The 20,014-nt window shown below is 52.8% G+C and carries 19 protein-coding genes; 9 read left to right on the top strand and 10 right to left on the bottom strand.

What is annotated here, in order from left to right; translation table 11 throughout:
* Positions 1 to 39: 39 nt before the first annotated feature.
* From AArcSt2_RS10255 to AArcSt2_RS10285, 7 genes are all read right to left on the bottom strand, one after another.
* Positions 40 to 1,029, bottom strand: a complete 990-nt coding sequence (locus tag AArcSt2_RS10255) for an FKBP-type peptidyl-prolyl cis-trans isomerase (protein WP_250584371.1) — start codon at positions 1,027 to 1,029, stop codon at positions 40 to 42.
* 88 nt (positions 1,030 to 1,117) lie between these two features.
* Positions 1,118 to 1,762 carry an isochorismatase family protein gene (locus tag AArcSt2_RS10260; protein ID WP_250584373.1) on the bottom strand — a complete coding sequence of 215 codons (645 nt, stop codon included), beginning with the start codon at positions 1,760 to 1,762 and terminating at the stop codon, positions 1,118 to 1,120.
* Positions 1,763 to 1,798: 36 nt separating this feature from the next.
* The gene (locus AArcSt2_RS10265) at positions 1,799 to 3,652 is read right to left on the bottom strand and encodes a hydantoinase B/oxoprolinase family protein (RefSeq protein WP_250584375.1); all 1,854 of its coding nucleotides are present in this window, start codon (positions 3,650 to 3,652) and stop codon (positions 1,799 to 1,801) included.
* Positions 3,649 to 5,712, bottom strand: a complete 2,064-nt coding sequence (locus AArcSt2_RS10270; protein WP_174653576.1) for a hydantoinase/oxoprolinase family protein — start codon at positions 5,710 to 5,712, stop codon at positions 3,649 to 3,651. Before AArcSt2_RS10270 ends, AArcSt2_RS10265 begins: the two co-directional genes overlap by 4 nt.
* Before the next feature lie 108 nt (positions 5,713 to 5,820).
* Positions 5,821 to 6,447, bottom strand: coding sequence for a helix-turn-helix domain-containing protein (locus AArcSt2_RS10275; protein WP_174653575.1), 627 nt, complete (start codon positions 6,445 to 6,447; stop codon positions 5,821 to 5,823).
* Between the two features lie 66 nt (positions 6,448 to 6,513).
* Positions 6,514 to 7,623: a LeuA family protein gene (locus tag AArcSt2_RS10280; protein WP_250584377.1), complete on the bottom strand. Its 1,110-nt coding sequence runs from the start codon at positions 7,621 to 7,623 to the stop codon at positions 6,514 to 6,516.
* Positions 7,623 to 8,843 carry a CaiB/BaiF CoA transferase family protein gene (locus AArcSt2_RS10285; protein WP_250584379.1) on the bottom strand — a complete coding sequence of 407 codons (1,221 nt, stop codon included), beginning with the start codon at positions 8,841 to 8,843 and terminating at the stop codon, positions 7,623 to 7,625. The genes AArcSt2_RS10280 and AArcSt2_RS10285 overlap by 1 nt, the downstream gene beginning before the upstream one ends.
* A gap of 100 nt (positions 8,844 to 8,943) precedes the next feature.
* Between AArcSt2_RS10285 and cyaB the strand changes: the two genes are divergently transcribed.
* The 4 genes from cyaB (at position 8,944) to AArcSt2_RS10305 (ending at position 12,446) form a co-directional block, all read left to right on the top strand.
* A complete protein-coding gene (gene cyaB, locus AArcSt2_RS10290; RefSeq protein ID WP_174653572.1) occupies positions 8,944 to 9,489 on the top strand; it encodes a class IV adenylate cyclase in 546 nt (181 codons plus the stop codon).
* 94 nt (positions 9,490 to 9,583) lie between these two features.
* Positions 9,584 to 10,786 (top strand): methionine adenosyltransferase, encoded by a 1,203-nt coding sequence (locus AArcSt2_RS10295; RefSeq protein WP_174653571.1) that lies wholly within the window; start codon positions 9,584 to 9,586, stop codon positions 10,784 to 10,786.
* Between the two features lie 61 nt (positions 10,787 to 10,847).
* On the top strand, positions 10,848 to 11,915 hold the full coding sequence (locus tag AArcSt2_RS10300; protein WP_250584381.1) for a sensor histidine kinase: 1,068 nt from the start codon (positions 10,848 to 10,850) through the stop codon (positions 11,913 to 11,915).
* Between the two features lie 78 nt (positions 11,916 to 11,993).
* Positions 11,994 to 12,446, top strand: a complete 453-nt coding sequence (locus AArcSt2_RS10305) for a DUF5804 family protein (RefSeq protein ID WP_174653569.1) — start codon at positions 11,994 to 11,996, stop codon at positions 12,444 to 12,446.
* 8 nt (positions 12,447 to 12,454) lie between these two features.
* Here the strand turns inward: AArcSt2_RS10305 and AArcSt2_RS10310 are convergent, their stop codons facing one another.
* Positions 12,455 to 13,432 carry a PLP-dependent cysteine synthase family protein gene (locus tag AArcSt2_RS10310; protein WP_250584383.1) on the bottom strand — a complete coding sequence of 326 codons (978 nt, stop codon included), beginning with the start codon at positions 13,430 to 13,432 and terminating at the stop codon, positions 12,455 to 12,457.
* Positions 13,433 to 13,550: 118 nt separating this feature from the next.
* Between AArcSt2_RS10310 and AArcSt2_RS10315 the strand changes: the two genes are divergently transcribed.
* Together AArcSt2_RS10315 and AArcSt2_RS10320 are read left to right on the top strand one after the other, a co-directional pair.
* A complete protein-coding gene (locus AArcSt2_RS10315) occupies positions 13,551 to 15,587 on the top strand; it encodes a primary-amine oxidase (RefSeq protein WP_250584385.1) in 2,037 nt (678 codons plus the stop codon).
* A gap of 56 nt (positions 15,588 to 15,643) precedes the next feature.
* The gene (locus AArcSt2_RS10320; protein ID WP_250584387.1) at positions 15,644 to 16,018 is read left to right on the top strand and encodes a TlpA family protein disulfide reductase; all 375 of its coding nucleotides are present in this window, start codon (positions 15,644 to 15,646) and stop codon (positions 16,016 to 16,018) included.
* A 13-nt stretch (positions 16,019 to 16,031) separates the two neighbouring features.
* On the opposite strand, the gene AArcSt2_RS10325 is transcribed toward AArcSt2_RS10320, so the two are convergent.
* Both AArcSt2_RS10325 and AArcSt2_RS10330 read right to left on the bottom strand, forming a co-directional pair.
* On the bottom strand, positions 16,032 to 17,288 hold the full coding sequence (locus tag AArcSt2_RS10325) for a Glu/Leu/Phe/Val family dehydrogenase (protein WP_250584389.1): 1,257 nt from the start codon (positions 17,286 to 17,288) through the stop codon (positions 16,032 to 16,034).
* 54 nt (positions 17,289 to 17,342) lie between these two features.
* Positions 17,343 to 18,173 (bottom strand): HpcH/HpaI aldolase/citrate lyase family protein, encoded by an 831-nt coding sequence (locus AArcSt2_RS10330; protein ID WP_250584391.1) that lies wholly within the window; start codon positions 18,171 to 18,173, stop codon positions 17,343 to 17,345.
* Positions 18,174 to 18,280: 107 nt separating this feature from the next.
* Here AArcSt2_RS10330 and AArcSt2_RS10335 point away from each other — a divergent pair, with 107 nt between their 5' ends.
* The 3 genes from AArcSt2_RS10335 to AArcSt2_RS10345 are packed head-to-tail and all read left to right on the top strand — an operon-like array spanning position 18,281 to position 19,983.
* On the top strand, positions 18,281 to 18,745 hold the full coding sequence (locus AArcSt2_RS10335; protein ID WP_174653563.1) for a MaoC family dehydratase: 465 nt from the start codon (positions 18,281 to 18,283) through the stop codon (positions 18,743 to 18,745).
* A 55-nt stretch (positions 18,746 to 18,800) separates the two neighbouring features.
* Positions 18,801 to 19,433 (top strand): PH domain-containing protein, encoded by a 633-nt coding sequence (locus AArcSt2_RS10340; protein ID WP_250584393.1) that lies wholly within the window; start codon positions 18,801 to 18,803, stop codon positions 19,431 to 19,433.
* Positions 19,423 to 19,983 (top strand): PH domain-containing protein, encoded by a 561-nt coding sequence (locus AArcSt2_RS10345; protein WP_174653561.1) that lies wholly within the window; start codon positions 19,423 to 19,425, stop codon positions 19,981 to 19,983. Before AArcSt2_RS10340 ends, AArcSt2_RS10345 begins: the two co-directional genes overlap by 11 nt.
* The last annotated feature ends 31 nt before the right edge of the window (positions 19,984 to 20,014 follow it).

The following is a 20,014-nucleotide window of genomic DNA, read 5'->3' on the forward strand; positions in this document are numbered from 1 at the left end:
TTCCCAGCACTCTCGCAGTAACTGCTGGAGGAGTGGGTCTTACTCTTCGTCGAGTTCGTCGGCGAGTTCGTCGGCGTCAATATCGATATCTTCGAGCGCTGCTTCGATATCTTCGCCACCTGCGCCACCGAGGCCACCAAGGCCACCCATACCCATTCCCATTGGGCCTGCACCGTCGATCGTTTCTTGGACGATCACGCGATCGAGGTCGAGTTTACCCATGACATCTTGGGCGATCTGTTGTTTGGAGAACATCCACTGCTGGTTCATTGTGAGCTGTGGGGTTGCTTCGATGTAGAGCGTCTCTTTCTCGACGGTTTGGGTCTCCGTCTCCGGCTCTGCATCTGCATCCTCATCCTCGTCCTCGTCATCGTCATCATCTGACTCAACAACAACCTCTTCTTCGACCTCATCCGTCTGGATCCAGACGGTTGGTGCGTTCTGGAGGTACATCCCGAGGAGGCCTGCTGCCTGCTCTTCTCGGTCATCGACTTCTGCGACGACCTCATACTCGTACTCAAGGTCCTCGCCTGCAAGTGGGTGGTTGAAATCAACACGTGCTCTGCCACCGATGATTGTCTGGATATGACCCTGTTGGCCGTCGATTTGGACCTGTGCACCTGGGTAGCGATCGTCCTCGCCAATCTTTTCAGCGCTTACGGTACGGACTTCGTCGTCGTCGTACTCGCCAAACGCTTCGGCTGCTGGGATTTCGACAGTGCCGCTGTCACCGACAGCACCGCCAACGAGTGCGTCATCAACGGCTTGGAAGACGTGTCCTTCCCCGATGATGATGGTGCGTGGTGAGAAATCGTAGTTGTCGTTGTCGATTCCTGCTTCTTCAGCAACCGATTTATCCGTTGTGTCGACGACCGTGTCGTCGTCTGCTGTACGGACGGTGTATGCGACTTTGACGAAGTCGCCGTTCTCGAATCCGTCGGTTGCTTCCTGCTCGGTTTCCTCCGCCTCAACGTCATCGGCCGACTCTGCGGCGTCTTCTGCCGCTTCGGCCTGCTGTTCGTCGCTCATACCCCAAACAACTCCTGTTTCACCCTTAAGAAGCACGGTTCGTACCGCAAACCGTGTGAATAACCAACACTCCCAGACGAGCTAGGCGCTACCGTACCTGCTCGATCGCAGCAATCGCGGTATCCAGAGAAACAACATCGCCATACTTGGCGTCAATGTCAAACAGATTTGCGTTGTGTGGCCCCGCTTTTCGATCGCCAACGGCATCTTCAGGAACGATAACGCGATAGCCGTACTGTAAGCCATCAACTGCAGTGGCACGGACACACCCGCTTGTCGTGACACCAGCTAAAACGAGCGTATCGACACGGTTTGTTGTGAGCGCCGTTGCAAGATCAGTCCCGAAGAACGAACTGGCGTACTTTTTGAGGATGACTCGCTCCCCTGACTGTGGTGATAGCCGATCGTCCACGGCGACCGCATCAGTTCCCAGCTTGAGCTCTTTAAGTGCCGGAACTTTCTCAATAAACACGCCTGCATCGCCGTAGGACTCCTCATACGCAACAGTTGTGAAGTATACTGGAAGGTCTTTTTTGCGGAATAGTTCAAGGAGTTCCGACGTTGCATTAATGACTGAGTCTACGTCCGATCCGAGGTCTGTTGTTGGATCTGTGAATGCGTTGATGAGGTCGATAACAATCAACGCTGGCCGATCGCCAAAGCCAACGTCGACGCCGAATGCATGCTCCTCGTAGTACGCTTGTGTTTCCGAACCGTGTGTGTCCTGAGGCATTGATCGTGGTATGTGTATCGTCTCTCGGAGCGCTACTCAGCCATGACGAGCATTGAACTCGGCTCGCTCTGTTGCGATCTGTTCTGCAAGGTCGTCATATTTTGGCAGTGGGCCAAAGTCGAACTGGCCGCTCGGTTCGCGTGTTGATTGAATCTCCTCACGCCGTTTTTCAGTTGCATCGGTATCGAGTGAGCCATCATCGCCCACCACAACCCCGTAGGCTTCTTTGGCTTCACGAGCTGAAATCAGCCCCCGTTGGACTTCCGTTGCGACAAACTCGGCGTCTCTCTCAAGCGGATCACCAAGTCCGCCACCGCCTGCGGTGTTGAATACAAGTGTATCACCTGCGGAGACCGGGATATTCTCCACTTTGGACGGAAGGTCTTCAACCGTACCGTCGGTGCGAATCAGCTGTTTCGTACTTGGTTCGGCATGGTGGCCTCCATCAACACCCCACGGATACGTCACTGCCCGATCGTCCTGGAATGTGATTGCCCCATCCGCTTCGAAGGTGTACACCTTTCGTATACCGTGGCCACCACGGAACTGGCCTGCGCCGCCGGTATCCGTTCTGGCCGCATACTCATCGATCGACATCGGGTAGTACGCCTCTTGATACTCTACAGGGACCGTTTTGAAAAGCGGCCACCATGAGTGGCCATCTAAGCCATCGCCACCAGGGCGGGCTGGAATGCCACCATACAGAATTTCAAGCAGTTGGAACTGGTTTCCATCCTCGTCAACACCGGAGTAGACAAGGTTTGGACTCGTCCCATAGCTGCCTGCAACGCTGAATTTGTCGCCGAGCGCATCCGAGAAGACCGCTTGTAGAATGTCGAAATGCCGTGCCATAAGCGTCAGCCGGTTCCCTAACGCAGCGGGGAACTCCGGCTTCAGCACCGAGCCCTCCGGAATCGTGACGTTGATCCGATCGTAGTAGCCATCATTGAACGTTAGCTGTGGATCGAACGCCATGATGAGAAAGACCCCAGTGAACATCTTGAACATTTCCTCATTAAGCAGGAAATTAACGGTTCCCGGAACCTGTGGATCGGTCCCTGTCCAATCAATGTAGATCTCATCTCCCTTTCGGGTGAGTTCCATATGCAGTTTGATTGGGCCGGTTCCTTGCCCGTCATCGTCTGCAAAATCTTCAAATGTGAACGTCTCCCCCTCCGGGAGTAGTTCCCGAATAAGCTGTGTGACACCGTCTCTGGTCCGAGCTAAGATCGCATCTGTGGCTTCAAGATAGGTTTCTTTGCCAAAGCGATCGCACAGTTCCTTGATCCGAGTCTCTGCAACGGCAGTGCCAGCAGCCAGCGCTTTGATATCTGCCTCCGCATGCTCAGGAAGTCGTGTGTTGTGTTTAAATGTCTCAAGGAGATGCTCGTCGAGTTCGCCTGCAGTCCAGAGTTTGGTTGGTGGCAGTCGAATCCCCTCCTCAAAGATTGTTGTCGCATTCACCGGGATCGATCCCGGCGTCTTTCCACCAACGTCCATCAGGTTCCCCCACTGACTGGCGTAGCCAATGAGCTCATCATCGTAGAAGATTGGCCGCAACAGGAGCATGTCCGGCGTGTGTGACACCGCTCCGGCACACATATACGGATCATTTGTCGCAATCACGTCACCATCCTCGAGGTCATCGACCGTATACGGTGAGTTCTCGAGAATATCGTCGATCGCAGAGCCAAACTGCCCCATCACCATCCGACCTTTCGCGTCAGCCATCAGTGGGAACTGATCGGACTGCTCACGAATGACGGGGCTAATTGCAGTTGTTTCGACAACGCGATCCATCTCCTCTCGAGTGTTCGCAAGTGTACTTTCGATAATATCAAGCGTTGTCTGGTCTATGTCGTGTTCGCGGACGAAGTCTGGGGTGCTCATTGTGTCTCACCTCGGGTTATTTCAAGGGCTGCATACGGATCGACAACCACCTCATGGTCCGGTTCGACAACAACAGTCGAATCGTCTCCAATGACGATTGCGGGTCCGGAGAATTCGGTCCCGATGCCGAGTCGAGTTCGATCGTACACTGGCGTCTCCTGTCCTTTGCCATCAAAGAACACTGTTTCAGTGCCAATCACGGCATCCTCCGGATCGGTCGCGTCTGTCTCTTCGGGCGTCAGTTCAACGCCAGCGATCGTCCCACGGCCGATCGTCCGAAGGGTTGCGATCTCAAGCGGTGCATCCAAGGTAAAATCAAACTGCTGTTTGTGTCGCTTCTCGAATGCCTCCTTGATGGCGGAGATTCCATCTTCGCTTTGGAGTTCATCGATCGTCACTGGAATCGAGATCTGAATATCCTGTCTGTAGTATCGACAGTCTGCAAAGTACTCAAAAGCGTGGTCCTCATCAACGACGCCTTCCGAACGGAGCCATTCTGCTGCAGCCGCTTGGAGCGATTCAAGCGCCGCCCCAACCGCATCGCCATCTACGTCACCTTCGACCTCAAGATACGTTTCAGAGAACTCGTTTTGAATATCGCTTGTCAAAAATCCGAACGCGCTCATCACACCAGGAGCGGGTGGAATAATGAGCGGGTACGCGCCGATCAGATCGGCCAGCGCGTTTGCATGCATTGGCCCTGCACCACCAAACGCAACCAGTCCAAACTCTCGTGGATCGTAACCGCGCTCAACTGAGACAACTCGGAGCGCGCCATACATGTTTTCATTAACGATATCAACGGTCGCTTGGGCGGCTTCTTCGACAGTGGTTCCGCGTGCATCGGCGATTGGCTCGATCGCTTGGTATGCTGCGTCTCGATCGAGATCCATCGTCCCACCAAGCTTGACCGAGGATGGAATTCGACCAAGCACAACGTTTGCGTCCGTTACGGTTGGTTGCTCACCGCCACGCCCATAGCAAGCAGGCCCTGGATCAGCACCTGCACTTGCTGGGCCAACAACGAGCGAGCCATTGATTTGGACGCGTGCGATTGATCCGCCACCTGCTCCAACAGTGTTGATGTCGATCCCTCTGGATTTGAACTCCCGATACCCAACTTTTGTCTGTCGGGTTGCCTCTGGAGTTCCATTTTGCACAAGACTCACGTCGGTCGACGTCCCACCCATATCGAGCGTCAAGACATCCGAAACGCCCTTTTCTGTTGCCAGTGCAGCCGCACCAACAACACCACCGCTTGGGCCTGAAAGTGCAAGTTCAACTGGGCGTTCTTTTGCGGCACTCGCGCTCATCAATCCGCCATCCGATCGAACCACATTCAGCCGGCCAGTTGAGCCTGCGGCTTCCAGATCAGTCTCTAAATCGTCAAGGTAGTTGATAACCTGTGGGCGTGCGTAGTCGTTAATCACTGTAGTAAGCGTTCGTTCATATTCGCCATACTCTGGGACAATCTCTGCGGAGATTGAGACTGGCAGATCTGGATATGCATCCGCAATGATGTCACGAACGGCCTCTTCTTGTGTCGAATTGAGATAGGAGTTCAAAAGCGAGATTGTCACTGCCTCCACACCTGAATCGACCAACTCATCTACAGCGTCCGTGATTTCTGCGTCGTCGATCTGTTCGACAATCGATCCATCCGGAGCGCTCACTCTGCCGCGGATCCCACGAGTATCGGTAAGGTCTGCAAGCGGGTCGGGCTTTTCCATGGCCATCCATCCGTAGAGTGGCCCTGGCGTCCATGCACGCGCTAAATGGAGAACATGTTCCTGCCCGGCAGAGACAATCAGCCCGACTCGTGCGCCAGTCTCCTCAAGGAGCATATTGGTCACGACAGTCGTCCCGTGAAACATCGCTGCTAAGTCCATGAGGTCTGCACCAGCTTTGTCCGTGGCGGATTCAACACCATCGAGCACTCCGTGTGCAGGGTTCTCTGGCGTTGATAACACTTTATCAAGCGTTAGCTCACCAGTCTGTTCATTAAAAAGGATTACATCAGTGAACGTCCCGCCGACATCCACGCCAATATTGTATGACACGTGTTATCACCTACATTGATATCTGTAGAATGGTGGCTATAGCTTCCCCCAAGCAGTGTTGGTTCTTTATATACGATTAGTAAACAATCCACGTCGCTCGAAAGAGTACTACTGAAGTTTGTAGCGATGCTGGTCATTCAATGCATCAGTAAGGAGTTTCTGTTCCGCTTTACGTAGATGTTCGAGAAACGTTGCCCGGCTAATATCCAGCTCTTGGGCAAGCGTTTCGCTATCCGTTGTCCGAGGCCACTCAAAATACCCTGAATCGAGTGCAACCTCCAACACCTCACGTTGGCGGTCTGTGAGTGGAGATACAACCCCTTCGTACGTTGTGAGGCTCGTCAGTGAGACTCTCCCAACTTCCCGAAATGCCTCGATCATCCCTTTGAGATCATCTCTGTTAAATAACAGAATGCTGTAGATACGCTCATTTCTGTCAATCCGAGTTGGCCGTTGCAAAATCCCGTTATGTTTGTACACCGCGTTGTATGCACTACAAGAGCGTTTTGTCACAAGAAGTCGATCTTCATCTAACTGTTTAGCGCGGACAACCTCATCGGACTCTTCAAGTGTCTTTTTGTATGAATCCAGCCGATCGCCCGCGTTCAGAATGAACGTCACATTCTCATCGTGAAGCTCTTCAATATCAATGTCAAGCCGATCATGTGGGCCTGTTTCAAGTGTTGAGAGGACACACGGGCGCTCTTGTTCAATCCGCAACTCTGCTTGGTACATAGTCGCTCACGTAGATTGTCATTCACAACCAGTCCACAAAATTCTAGTTGTTATAAAAAACCAACGCTAGTTAGCTTGATTCTTCCCAGTTTCAAACAACTCTGTTGCCAATTTAACTGCTCGCTTGGTCTCAAGTGGCCCCTGTTCGGTAAGTGCATCCCGGTACGTACGAATGCGATCGACAGTTGGCTCAATATTCGCACGTTCCAGCAGTTTTCGCGCAGCCGATCGCCCGGTTCCAGCACCGAACAACAGTCGCCGCTCACCACCAAACGTTGCTGGATCAAACGGCTCGAATGTACTTGGATCAGTGAGCATTGCTGCGGTGTGAATCCCGGACTCGTGGGTGACCACCGCATCACCAAGAATCGCTTTCCGATCGTCAATCGACTCTCCAAGTTCCGCGAGTACAGACCGGCACGTTGGAATCAGTTTCTCCGTCTCGATCGACAGCTCATCCCCGTACTCAACGGCGAGACACGTGATAATCTCCTCTAGTGCTGGATTGCCCGCACGCTCACCAAATGATGCGATGCTTGCGTCAATCCGATGCACACCCAGCTCGTATGCAACGAGTGCATTCGCCGTTGCCACCCCCATATCATCGTGAAAGTGGACACCCAACCGATCGGTGGTGATTGTATCCGAAAGCGCAGTCAGTGTCTCTCGGACCGATCTCGGTGTTCGAACACCGACCGTATCTGCAAACACAAGACAGTCAACATCAGCAAACGTCGGGATCACCGACTGGAGTTCCGCAATGTCGGTGCGGAACGCATCCGCAAGCGTTAGATGAACCGCTGTGCCGCGTTCGTGTGCCCGATCGACGGCCGTTCGGAGCATCTCTTTCATTGTGTCTTTGTCACTTTCAAGTGCATTATCGAGATACCGCTTTGCGAACGAGCCAAAAATCTCAACAACGTCCGACTCAGCATCTACAGCTGCATCAACGTCGCCTTCAAGCGCCCGTGCAAGGCCAATAATCTCCGCATCGGTGTTCGCTGCAAGCTCTTTGATTACGGTTTGGTCTTTCTCGCCCGTGATTGGAAAGCCCGGTTGGAGATACTGAATTCCCAATTGGTCGAGCTTGAGCCCGGCATCGACCTTCTGTTCAACACTGTAGGATCGCCCGGGAAGTTGATCCCCTTCACGGAGCGTGACATCACACAGTGCCATTACAGGACCCCTGCCTCTCGAAGCTCATCAAGCTCTTCGGTCGATCGCCCAAGCTCGGTTCCGAATATCTCGTTATTGTGTTCACCGTGGCCCGGACCCATGTGATTCACACGACCCGGTGTCCGTGAGAATTTCGGGACGGGTCCTGCAGTTTTAATTCGGCCGACGTCCGCATCGTCAACTTCGATAACGTTATTTCGTGCCTGAAACTGTTCATCTTCGAAGATATCTGCGATCGTATACACTGGCCCAACGATCGCGTCATGGGCCTCCATCGCTGCGACCGCATCGGCTGTTGTTCGTTCTGTGGTCCACGCTTCAATCGCGTTATCGAGTGGTTCAACATTCTCTACCCGACCGTCGTTGTCCGCAAAGCGTGGGTCATCAATGAGATCCTCGCGATCGATCGCGTGCATTACCCGCTCAAATGTTCGCTGGTTAGACGCTGAAAGCGTCATGTACCCGTCTTTGGTTTCATAGACATTTCGTGGGGCGGCGTTTGGGTGCCGATTGCCCGTCCGTTTTCGCACCGTTCCGGTTTTGTCATAGCCTTCAACCTCGCCCAAAAAGAGCCGATAGAGCGGCTCATAGAGGCTGACGTCTACGACTTGCCCTGTCCCGCTACCCGTTCCGGCTTGCCCGCCTGCCTCCCGTTCATAGATTGCAAACATTGTTGCTTGGACTGCAAACATGGCAGTCGTTAGATCAGCAAGGCTGATCGGTGGCAAGAGCGGTTCACGATCCGGAAACCCGTTCGCATGTGCCCAGCCAGAGAGTCCTTCCGCAACCGTTCCAAAGCCCGGTTTGTCCGATCGCGGTCCGGTTTGCCCATATCCGGATATCCGAACAATAACTAGCTCGGGATTGAGTTCCTGCAGTACGTCTGGACCAAGCCCCCATCGCTCAATGGTTCCTGGGCGGAAGTTCTCAATAAAGACGTCTGCATCAGAAATGAGTTCAAGGAGTAGCTCTGCACCCTCCTCAGCGGAGAGGTTGAGCGTTACACATCGTTTATTTCGACCGATCGATTTCCACCACAGCGAGGTGTCTTGATCGAACGGCGGCCATGCACGAAGCGAATCTTTGTACTCCGGATGTTCAACCATAATCACATCCGCACCAAAGTCTGCGAGTTGTGTCGTCGCAAATCCACCGCTTATCATCCCCGAGCAATCAACGACTCGCAAGCCGTCAAGTGGCCCAGCTGTATCCGAACTCATTTCTTGTTCACTCCGGCATCAACAGTTCAACCGCAAAGCTCAATCAACATTCTCCCATCCTGTGTTGGCTGTTTATATACTTCGACCCAAAACGGCGACTATGTACGAGGTCGAAATAAAGATTGAAACCGATCACGGACCAGTTCGTGACCAGTTACGTAAACGAGGGGCAACGGAGACGGATCATCGAACCCAGATTGACACGTACTACAATGCCCCACATCGTGATTTTGCCGAAACTGATGAGGCGCTCCGGATCCGACGGGAGAAAACTGCAGACTCCGAGACTAATAAAGTGACATACAAAGGGCCGCTTATCGAGGCCGAATCGAAGACCCGTTTGGAGCATGAAACAATCGTTGCAGACGGTAACACACTAGATCAAGCGCTACAAGCACTCGGATTTACGCCTGCCGCAACCGTTGAAAAAGAGCGTACCTTCTACGAAATCGATGGATATACAATCACGCTCGATTCGGTGTCTGAACTTGGCGAATTTGTTGAAATCGAAACGGAAGCCGAAGCGGCTGCGATCGAAGCCGCACGTGAGGGAGCGACAGAACTTTTGACAACGCTGGGGTTAGACGCAAGTGAACAGATTCGAACATCTTATCTTGGCATGTTATTGGAACCTGACACGAAGTAGCGTCAAATATTGGTTTCAAGATGTTTCAGGGTTATCCTTTGAGCACAGAAGGTTTCCGCAAGTTATAGCACCCGCCAAATCCAATCGAAGGTCAATGGAACGCAACATTCAGGTAAGTGAACTCGATCGTCGCGCAGTCGAGGACCAAGATGTAGAGATTGTTGAGCGGAAAGGAATCGGGCACCCTGATTCGATCTGTGATGGGATTGCAGAAAGCGTCTCGCGGGCGCTTTCACAGCTATATCTCGACCGCGTCGGTAAGGTACTCCATTACAATACTGACGAGACCCAACTTGTTGCAGGACGTGCGGCACCCGCATTTGGAGGTGGAGAGGTTATTGAGCCGATCTACATCCTTATTGTTGGGCGTGCAACAAAAGAGTACGACGGTAAACAGCTTCCTGTTGATTCGACCGCACTGAGTGCGGCCAGAGAGTATCTCAGCGAACGTATTCCAGAGCTTGAGTTTGGCCATGATGTGATTGTCGATGTCAAACTTGGCGAGGGGTCGGGCGATCTACAAGATGTCTTCGGAGAGGACGCTGTTGAAGTTCCAATGGCTAACGATACATCGTTTGGTGTTGGCCATGCTCCACTAACCGAAACTGAAACGATCGTCTTCAGCGCCGAACACGAACTCAATACGACCTACGCAGATTCGCACCCAGAACTTGGGCCGGATGTGAAAATCATGGGCAAGCGTGAGGGTGACGAGATCGACATTACGGTTGCTGCTGCAATGGTTGACAGCTATATCAACGATTTTGATGAGTATGACACCGCAGTTGAAAATGTTCGAACGTTTGTCACTGAATTAGCGCAGGAGTACACCGATCGATCAGTCAACGTTGATGTGAATACTGCAGACGACTATGATGAGGGATCTATCTATCTGACCGTGACTGGGACCAGCGCAGAAATGGGAGACGATGGCTCCGTCGGCCGAGGGAACCGCGCAAACGGCCTCATTACTCCAAATCGACCAATGAGTATGGAAGCAACCTCCGGGAAGAATCCGGTCAACCACATCGGAAAGATCTACAACTTGCTCTCAACGAAGATTGCCGAAAGCGTCGTTGCAGAAGTTGATGGCATCCGTGATCTGCAGGTTCGACTCCTGAGCCAGATCGGACGGCCGATTGACCAACCACATGTCGCAGACGCACAGGTTGTCACGGTCGATGGTGTCGACGTGTCCGATGTTGAAGCGGAGATTCGAGCGATTATCGATCGAGAGCTCGCAGACGTGACAGACATTACTCGCCAGACGATCGAAGGCGACATCTCAACGTTCTAAACAGCGAAACTGGTCAGTATATCAATAGTAATTTATTCTTTCCCTGCGCTGTTTTCAGACAGTGACCAAGTCTCAGTCTGCCGCAATCGTCTCTGCGATCGGCCTCCTCACTGGGTCGATAACTATTTTTACGCTTCTTACGGACCCAAGCGATCAGGTAGTTACGCTATTGGTTCGGTCGTTTCTCCCGCTCTGTTTTTCAACAATATTAGTTGGCGCAGGCTGGTGGATGCATACTCAGGGCCTCTCACAAACAGTAACCAAACGAATACTGCTGTGGTTGTTCGTGGTTGGATCACTTATGATGGCGTTCGAGTTTGCGACAATCCTGTTTCAACAAGCGGAGGGAGTTGTCTTGGCCGATCGGATCGCGACGGTCCACAACGGATTTGTTCGAGGTGCAGTCATCGGTGTCGCCATTGGACTCTACGACGGGCAGCGGATGATAACAGAACAGCGAGAAAAACAGCTCCAACGGCAGAACGATCGGCTCGACACGTTCGCCTCAACAGTCTCACACGATTTGAGAAATCCACTCACCGTTGCAAAAGGGAATCTCGAACTGCTCCGGATGGATGTCAAGAATCACGATACGCTCTTTAGTGAAATTGAGACGGCTCACAACAGAGCTGAGGAGATCATCGAGGATGCACTTACGCTTGCACGTGATGGTGCAATTATAACCAATGCAGAGCCACTGGAGTTAGACGCCGTCAGCACTGCTGCGTGGGACTCGATCGACGCACCAAACGCGACACTATCAATTGTTGAGACGACCACCATCGACGGTGACCGAGCTCGGATTCTTCGGCTCTTTGAGAACTGTCTTCGGAACGCAGTCGAGCATGGTGGCGCAGCTGTCAGCATAACCGTTGGGACACTACCAACAGAGGACGGATTTTATATTTCGGACTCGGGTCCCGGTATCGATCCAGAAACTGGTGAGGATGTCTTCGAGCAAGGCTACACAACGAACGAGGAGGGGAGTGGACTCGGGCTCGCGATCGTCCAGACCATTGCGGAAGCACATGGATGGACAGTGCGATTGCGAGAATCCACAGCCGGTGGTGCACGATTCGAATTCGTAACCGAGGGCAGCACAGAACCAATCGAAGCCAAAGCCTCATAACTTCGGTCTGCAGACGATGTCAATATTTTTAGCTTTTCGATCATAACCGCTATACTCCCCGATCAATTGTGTAGAGACGTGACACGTGTTTGCTTTGTGGGAAAATTGGATATCAGCCTCCGTGATGAGCTTTTTTCGCGAGATACCTCACGGGCTGCGCTGCAAACATACACACTCAGCCAACCGTTTGCGAATTCGATCGCCGTAGATACCGTAAGCCTCGGTGCGGCGGTTGCGCTCTGTAACGATCTCAACTGGTATCTTACCCGCTTTGTTGACACGGTCTTGATTAAAGAGCCATCAATTAGCAACAACGAATGGTTGTCGCGGCTGCTTGCGACAGATGTTCGCGATCGAAAGCTCCCACCGGAAGAGACTGACCAGTATCTCACGGTTTATGGAGTAACCGAAAATCGGCTTGTTGAGCCGATGTACGTAACGCGTATTGATGGGTCAATTCCATCGTACGACCTCCAAGACGTCGAAGAAACAGTGGTTGTACGCGTCGCAAAGCGCGAATTTTCGCATTGAAGAGACCGCTAATCAAAGAGCCCGGTCGACAGATACCGTTCACCGCTATCCCAGAAGACAGTGATTATCAGTGGGCAGTCTTCCTCACCACCGTCAGTTTTGACAGAGACATCATCGCCAAAGGAGACCGTCCGTGGTGGCTCCGGACACTCCGCCTCTGGCGTTGCAATCCGGGTTGCAACACGCCGTGCAACGACATTTGATGCACCGCTTGATTGGCCGACCAGGATTCCCTCCTCACGTGCCAACCGACGGCACTCCGCTTCTGCCTCGTCGATCGTCACCGTTTCGACCGAGTCGATAAGCTCTGTATCAAGATTTGGGCTAATGAAACCAGGGCCCATTCCTTGGAAGGAGTCTCCAACCGGCTCCTTGCCTGAAAGCACTGCGGAGTCCGCAGGCTCAACAGCGACAATCTCTACATCTGGATACTCCTCTTTGAGCCGGCGGCCAATTCCGGAGAGTGTGCCACCGGTGCCAACGCCTGCAACAAACGCGTCAACGGTTCGATCGCCAACCTGTTCGACAATCTCCTCACCGGTTGTCCGGTAGTGTGCATCCGGGTTTGCGCTGTTTTCAAACTGCCGCAGTTGGACCATTCCCTCGGTTTTTTCGAGCTCATCAGCTCGGTCTTTTGCATCGGATATATTTCCATCAACGAGTTCAAGCGTTGCACCGTATGCCTGCATAATCTGTCTCCGCTCTGGAGATTTCGAGGCTGGCATGACGATCGTCACAGTATACCCTTTTGCAGCAGCCACCATTGCGATACCAATCCCCGTGTTTCCACTGGTTGGTTCAACGATTGTGTCGCCCGGAGAGAGCTGTCCGCGTGCTTCGGCCCGCTCAATCATCGCGAGTGCCGGTCGGTCCTTTGCAGAGCCACCCGGGTTCTTTGATTCAATTTTTGCAGCGATCGTCGACCCCTCTGGTGAGTCGACCTGGACGAGCGGTGAGCCGATCGTGTCCAGAATGTTTCGCTTCATTATTCGTGGCTACGTGCTTGGGGCCTAAACAGGTGGCGGACACCGGCAAGGTTGGGTGTCGTTTTCTATCACACAAGGGCCAAATCTGTTTATTGAGTTCCACATTCGATATGTGCTCATGGCTGATACTGATACACAGCAAGATAGCCATCCACTTGCACCGTTGACACCTGCGGAGATCGAACAGGCTCGTGATCTGGTTCTTGACTCGGAAGCGCTCAGCGCAGACACACGGTTTGTTGAAATCACGCTGAAAGAGCCCTCAAAAGTAACTCTCAGATCGTATGAGGCAGGTGAATCCGACACCGATCGACAGGCGTCGGTTGTCGTCCGAGACAAGGAGAGCCACACGTCATACGAGGGAGTTGTTTCGATCGACAGCGGAGCTCTCGTCTCATGGGAGGAGATCGATCGCGGTCAACCGCGGATGATCGGTGAGGAGTTTGTAGAGGTCGAAGAGGTGGTTACGTCCCATCCGGAATTCCAAGAAGCCGTCAAGCGCCGAGGGGCAGACCCAGCCAATGCAATCGTTACGGCATGGTCTGCGGGGTATGATTTTGTGCCTGCGGATGTCGATCGGGGTCGTCGGCTTGCACATGGGATTGCGTGGGTCAACGCAGATGCAGACGACAAGGCCGCAACCGCATACAATCGCCCGCTCTCAGGAATCCACGCATGGGTTGATTTAGACGAGCGCGCGGTTGTGAAACTTGTTGATACGGGGCCAAAAAACGAGGATGTGGTCACGAATCTCAACACATATCGGTATCGGGAAGCGGAAGTCGAACTCCGAGACGATCTGAAACCGTATCATGCAGTACAGCCAGAGGGACCAAGTTGGTCGGTTGACGGCCACACCGTCTCGTGGCAAAACTGGACAATTAGAGTCGGATTCAACCACCGAGAGGGTCTTGTCCTGTACAATATCCGGTATGACGATGATGGAGACGAGCGGATGATCCTCCGACGTGCGTCATGGCCGGAAGTGGTCACTGCATACAATGACCCGGATCCGGATCACGATTGGAAAACGCCGTTTGACGTTGGTGAGTATGGGCTTGGACGGCTCGCGAACTCGCTAACAGATGGCTGTGACTGTCTCGGCTATATGCACTATTGGGACGGCGTACTAAACGACGGAGATGGTGAGCCACAGATCATTGACAACGCGATCTGTCTGCACGAGGAGGATTATGGGCTTCTTTGGAAGCACTACGACTGGCGCGAAGGAGATACCGAAGTGCGGCGAAACCGACGATTAGTGATTTCATTTATTTCAACAATCGGAAACTACGATTTCGGCTTCTACTGGTACTTCTATCAAGATGGTGCGGTTGAGGGACAGGTTCGGCTTACCGGCTGCAATGCGACTGGCCTCATGGACACTGATGAGCGTGAAACCGGGTACTCGGAAACGATCGGTCCGGGACATAAATCGATGCTCCACCAACACGTGTTCAACGCTCGACTCGACTTTGAGTTGGATGGGCCACAGAATGCGGTTCGAGAAGTAGAACTCAACACGGTGCCGTATGGTCCAGAGGGATACGACCCACAGCCACACCGTGAACCCGATCGGATGCATCTCAATCCGCATGGAAATGCAGCGTATATGTCACGTCGTCGGTTCAGCAGTGAGGGTGAGACTGGCCGACTCACAAATACACACACCGGTCGACTATGGGAGATCATCAATCCAAACGTAAAGAATAGTGCAACTGGTGAGCCTGTCGGGTATCGGCTACGAGGAAAAACGGGCTCAAATACACGGTTCGCACAACTGCCCGGCTCTGCAAATGACAAGCGCGCAGGGTTTGCACAGAAGCACTTCTGGGTGACGCAGTACGACGATGACGAGCGATTCCCTGCAGGATCATATCCAAATCAAAACCCGGGTGGGGAGGGGCTCCCAGCGTGGATCAAACAGGATCGATCGATCGATAATGAGGATCTTGTTGTCTGGTACAATCTCTGTCAAACACACGTCAGTGTGCCCGAGGATTGGCCGGTGCTTCCAGCAAAGATGCTCTCATTCAAATTAGAGCCAGCGCACTTCTTCGAAGAGAACCCGTCGATCGATGTTCCACCGGAGCATGCGATCAAAGATGTCGAAGCGTGGCGAACGGAGAATCAGGAGTCGATCTCACTCGAATAGCACGAAACCTCGCCGCGAGCGGGGTGATTATATCCGTTCCAAACGAAGGGTGAGCCATGGAACTTGAAACGCTCACACCCGTAGCTGAGTGGACCGGCAACGTAGATGAGATTGCAGTTCTCGGCACAGATGGCCTTGTGTTCAAGATCTGGGGTGGCGACTGGTGTATCGATTGCAAACAGCAACTGCCAGCGTTTGCAGCCGCACTCGAAGCCGTTGGTGTTTCTGAGGAGTCGATCGAGCACTATCCTGTTGAAAAAAGCGACGACGGAAGCAAATCCGGCCCCGGCGTTGAGGCGTACGAAATCGAACGCATCCCAACAGTCGTTGTTGAACAGGATGGAACCGAAGTGGTACGGTTTGTTGAGACCGAATCACAGCCGATCGCGGAGTATCTCGCTGGGCAGTTGCAGTCAAAAATAACCGCGTAACTGCGATGATTTTCTACGGCCAGTTTCCGCTCTGTTTGTAGGCGTTAGCGACGCGTTCGATTGCAACGACATACGCCGCGGTTCGGAGATTTGGTGCTGCAGTTTCCTCAAACGTTGTGGTCAGATCGTCAAATGCCGCAACAATAATGCGTTCTAATTCATCGTTAACCCGCTCTTCAGTCCAGTGGAACCGCTGACGGTTCTGTACCCACTCAAAGTATGAGACCGTAACGCCACCGGCGTTTGCAAGAATGTCCGGAACAACATGAACCTCCTTCTCAGTGAGAACTGTGTCCGCTCGGGGGGTGAGCGGGCCATTTGCGGCTTCGACGATCACATCTGCTCGCACATCTTCAGCGAGTGATTTATCGATCGCATTTTCGAGTGCTGCCGGAATCAGCAGATCAACATCCAGTGTCAACAGCTCGTCGTTTGTGAGCTGCTCAGCAGTATCATCATAGTCACCGACTGCTCCCTGTTCAGCTTTGAACGATTTGACATCGCGTACGTCGAATCCATCCGGATTATAGATCCCTCCGCGTGAGTCAGAAACGGCAACGATCGTTGCCCCGAGGTCATCGAGGAGGGCGGCTGCAATCGAACCAGCGTTTCCAAACCCTTGCACGGCGACCGTTGCGCCCTCAATATCTTTTCCAAGGTAGTCGAATACTTCACGCGAAGCCAACATTGTCGATCGGCCTGTTGCTTCGACGCGCCCTTCAGAGCCACCGGATTCAATCGCCTTTCCGGTAATTACGCCCGGTGCAGTTGTGTTTTCAAGCTTCTCGTAGGTGTCTTTAATCCAGTTCATCTCGCGCTGGCCAGTGTTGACATCAGGAGCGGGGATGTCTTTGTCTTCGCCAATGAACGGCCGAAGCTCTTTGGCAAATGCACGGGTTACGCGCTCCAGTTCAACTTCGCTATAATCGCTTGGATCAATAACGATTCCGCCCTTGCCTCCGCCGTATGGAATGTCGACGATCGAGCATTTGTACACCATCCACCCGGAGAGCGCCTTTACTTCATCGCGATTGACGCCAGGATGGTATCGAATGCCACCTTTATACGGGCCACGGTCGCCATTAAATTGCGATCGATATGCACGGAAGACCTCGATTGAGCCATCGTCCATCTCAACGGAGAGATTTGTCTCCAACACACGCTCTGGATTCTTCAGCCGCGTCAACACATCCTCGTCGAGATCGAGATACTGGGCTGCTTCATCAATCTGCGTGCCCAGGCTCTCGAACGGATTGGCATCATCGCTCATACATCTAGCAGTGTGAGCAATGGGATTAATTGTGACGGAGCAAGCACAGCTAGATTAGGCTGCCCGTTCAAGAATGCGTTCTGCCTGTGCAATAAGCGGTGCATCTATCATCTCGCCAGCAACCTGAAACACACCCCGATCGGACGCAGCAGCCTCATCGCGAGCGGCGAGCACTTTTTTTGCCCACTCGAGCTGTTCGTCTGTCGGTGTGAATGCATCGTTGATTACTGGAACTTGGTTTGGGTGGATCGCTAATTTTCCGTCAAACCCAAGTGTCAGAGAGAACTCCGTATCGGTTCTTAACCCTTCAGTATCGCTAAAGTCGGTGTAGAGAGTATCGATCGCATCAATGTTCGCAGCACTTGCTGCGAGGACAACACGCTCTCTGGCATACAACACTTCAGTGCCTTCCGTTGTACGCGTTGCACCCAAGTCCGCGGCAAGGTCTTCAGCTCCAAACACAACGACATCAGTGGCTGTTGCTGCCGCGATCGCCTCAGCATTGAGCACTCCTTGTGCCGTTTCAATCAGTGCATACAGCGTGAGATCATCATCATACCCCATCAGCTGTGCCTGCAGTTCGTCAATCTGCGCGGGATCGTCAACTTTCGATCGCATGATTGCGTCCACTACGGAGCCATCTGCACAGATTGCAGCAAGGTCTGCACGATCGTCAACGCCTGATAACCGAACACAAACTTCAGCAGTTGGTGAAAAGTCCGGATCTGTGAGCACTGAGCGGACTGCACTACGTGCGTCGTCTTTTCGAGCTGGTGAGACTGCATCTTCAAGATCGAAGACGATGACGTCCGCCTCGGTTTGGGATGCTTTTCGGAGTAGCTCCGGTCGATCGCCTGGTGAAAAAAGAACGCTTCGTCGAGCCATATATTGTATGCTTCGAGGAGCTACTTGAGCGCTCGCGTTGGATGACCTGCTTGCTGGAACCCATGAACAATCGATATAATTTTTGCCGCGGCTGTGAATCTGCGTGCATGGCTGGACGCTACTTTGCGGAGTTTACTGTTGGTGAGACGATCGAACATAAACGACGCCGAACGATCTCCGAGAGCGATAACCAACGGTTCTGTGATATGACGATGAACCAGCAGCCACTCCATCTTGATGCGATGTTCGCATCTGAAACGCAGTTTGGCGAGCGGCTCGTTAACGGAATATATACAATGGCGCTTGCAGTGGGTATTTCAATCCCGGAAACGACAGACGGAACGATCGTCGCAAACCTCTCATACGATAATGTCTCACACCCAGCACCCGTTTTTCATGGCGATACGATCCGCGCACAGTCGACTGTGACCGAAAAGCGTGAAACAAGCGATGGAGCGCGCGGCGTTGTGACGATGCATGTTGAGGTGTTCACTGTCTCCCCGGAAGCAGCTGATGAGTTGGTCTGTGAGTTCGATCGCACCGTTTTGTCGCTCAAAAGGTCGTCACAGTAACTGATTGGTCGTATTGGTCGCACCTTTTTAATCAGTTGGCTGTGAGAGAGCCTTCATGAACGGACAGACAGAACAAACGTCCCCGATTGTTCCAGACGGAAGTGGCGACCTTGACCTCTCCACAGACCTTGACTGGCTCTCTATTGACGACGGTGAGGAGATTTTGTGGGCCTCAACAGCGCACAAAAGTAGCCTTGTCCCTTCGTTTGCGATCGGCATTCCGCTGGTGTTTATTCTCATTGGAATTCCGATTCTGATTGCGGCGTATCTTGATTTCAAAAACACGAACTACGTTGTGACTAGCCGTGGCTTATATCGAAAGTCCGGGATTCTCTCCCGAGATGTCCAACAGATTGGCTTCGATAAAGTACAGAATATCTCATACATGCAGACCGCGGTTGGCTCCTACTTCGGATACGGTAATGTGAATGTGAGCACCGCCGGTAGTTCAGGTGTTGAGCTACAGTTTCGAAGCGTCCCCGAACCGGCCCAACTGCAGGACCTAATTACAGGACAAGCGGAGAAACGAAGCGAAAAACGCGATCGCGAGGGGCATGCTGATGAACCATCGAAGGAAGATGTCCTCGCAAACATTCTCACCGAATTACAAGCGATTCGAACTGCGATCGAATCAACAAACGCCATCGAACAAGAGCACCCACGAGGCGATCAGACAGATGAGCGATGAGAGGGAGAGACCAACGTGGCTACCCAGAGATGAGCGAATCCAGTGGGAGGGACAGCCACGAACAGCACATATTCTCCCAAGCGTCGTGATTGGAGTGCTGTTCATTATTGGGTCGGCGTGGGCAGCGAGTGCCCTGTCGTCCCTGTTTGTTTTGGGTGCGATTATCGGACTGCTCATTATTGGCTGGTCATATCTGTATCTGCAACGGCTCCAGTACGTTGTCACCGAGCACGCTGTCTGGGCCCATAGTGGCGTGCTGAGTCGAACTGTTCGACGAATCTCACTCGAACATGTGCAAAACGTTGGCTACACACAGTCAGTTCGTGGCTCGTTGTTCGGATACGGGACGGTGTCGATCGAGGTGGCAGGCGGGGCCGATATGTGGTTCCGGGATATCAAGTCACCACAAGCTGTGATGGAATATATTGAATCCTCGAATAGCGATCGAGCGCAGGACAGAGCTGAGATTCCCGGATCAGTGGCACAATGGCGATCAATTTACAAGGAGGTAGCCGCGATTCGGGAGTTCGTTGAGAAGGACCGTCTGTAATTTAGGCTCTCCCTGTTAGTACGGAAAACAC

The sequence above is a fragment of the Natronocalculus amylovorans genome, from assembly GCF_023638035.1.
In the GTDB taxonomy this organism is placed as follows: Archaea; Halobacteriota; Halobacteria; order Halobacteriales; family Haloferacaceae; genus Natronocalculus; species Natronocalculus amylovorans.

Excerpts from the sequence above, each read along its gene's own strand:
- AArcSt2_RS10280 (WP_250584377.1), bottom strand. The coding sequence starts at position 7,623 with ATGGCACTGTGTGATGTCACGCTCCGTGAAGGGGATCAACTTCCCGGG.
- AArcSt2_RS10330 (WP_250584391.1), bottom strand. The coding sequence starts at position 18,173 with ATGGCTCGACGAAGCGTTCTTTTTTCACCAGGCGATCGACCGGAGCTA.
- AArcSt2_RS10325 (WP_250584389.1), bottom strand. The coding sequence starts at position 17,288 with ATGAGCGATGATGCCAATCCGTTCGAGAGCCTGGGCACGCAGATTGAT.
- AArcSt2_RS10340 (WP_250584393.1), top strand. The coding sequence starts at position 18,801 with ATGAACGGACAGACAGAACAAACGTCCCCGATTGTTCCAGACGGAAGT.
- AArcSt2_RS10320 (WP_250584387.1), top strand. The coding sequence starts at position 15,644 with ATGGAACTTGAAACGCTCACACCCGTAGCTGAGTGGACCGGCAACGTA.
- AArcSt2_RS10285 (WP_250584379.1), bottom strand. The coding sequence starts at position 8,843 with ATGAGTTCGGATACAGCTGGGCCACTTGACGGCTTGCGAGTCGTTGAT.
- AArcSt2_RS10295 (WP_174653571.1), top strand. The coding sequence starts at position 9,584 with ATGGAACGCAACATTCAGGTAAGTGAACTCGATCGTCGCGCAGTCGAG.
- AArcSt2_RS10315 (WP_250584385.1), top strand. The coding sequence starts at position 13,551 with ATGGCTGATACTGATACACAGCAAGATAGCCATCCACTTGCACCGTTG.
- cyaB (WP_174653572.1), top strand. The coding sequence starts at position 8,944 with ATGTACGAGGTCGAAATAAAGATTGAAACCGATCACGGACCAGTTCGT.
- AArcSt2_RS10255 (WP_250584371.1), bottom strand. The coding sequence starts at position 1,029 with ATGAGCGACGAACAGCAGGCCGAAGCGGCAGAAGACGCCGCAGAGTCG.
- AArcSt2_RS10265 (WP_250584375.1), bottom strand. The coding sequence starts at position 3,652 with ATGAGCACCCCAGACTTCGTCCGCGAACACGACATAGACCAGACAACG.
- AArcSt2_RS10275 (WP_174653575.1), bottom strand. The coding sequence starts at position 6,447 with ATGTACCAAGCAGAGTTGCGGATTGAACAAGAGCGCCCGTGTGTCCTC.
- AArcSt2_RS10345 (WP_174653561.1), top strand. The coding sequence starts at position 19,423 with ATGAGCGATGAGAGGGAGAGACCAACGTGGCTACCCAGAGATGAGCGA.
- AArcSt2_RS10335 (WP_174653563.1), top strand. The coding sequence starts at position 18,281 with ATGGCTGGACGCTACTTTGCGGAGTTTACTGTTGGTGAGACGATCGAA.
- AArcSt2_RS10310 (WP_250584383.1), bottom strand. The coding sequence starts at position 13,432 with ATGAAGCGAAACATTCTGGACACGATCGGCTCACCGCTCGTCCAGGTC.
- AArcSt2_RS10260 (WP_250584373.1), bottom strand. The coding sequence starts at position 1,762 with ATGCCTCAGGACACACACGGTTCGGAAACACAAGCGTACTACGAGGAG.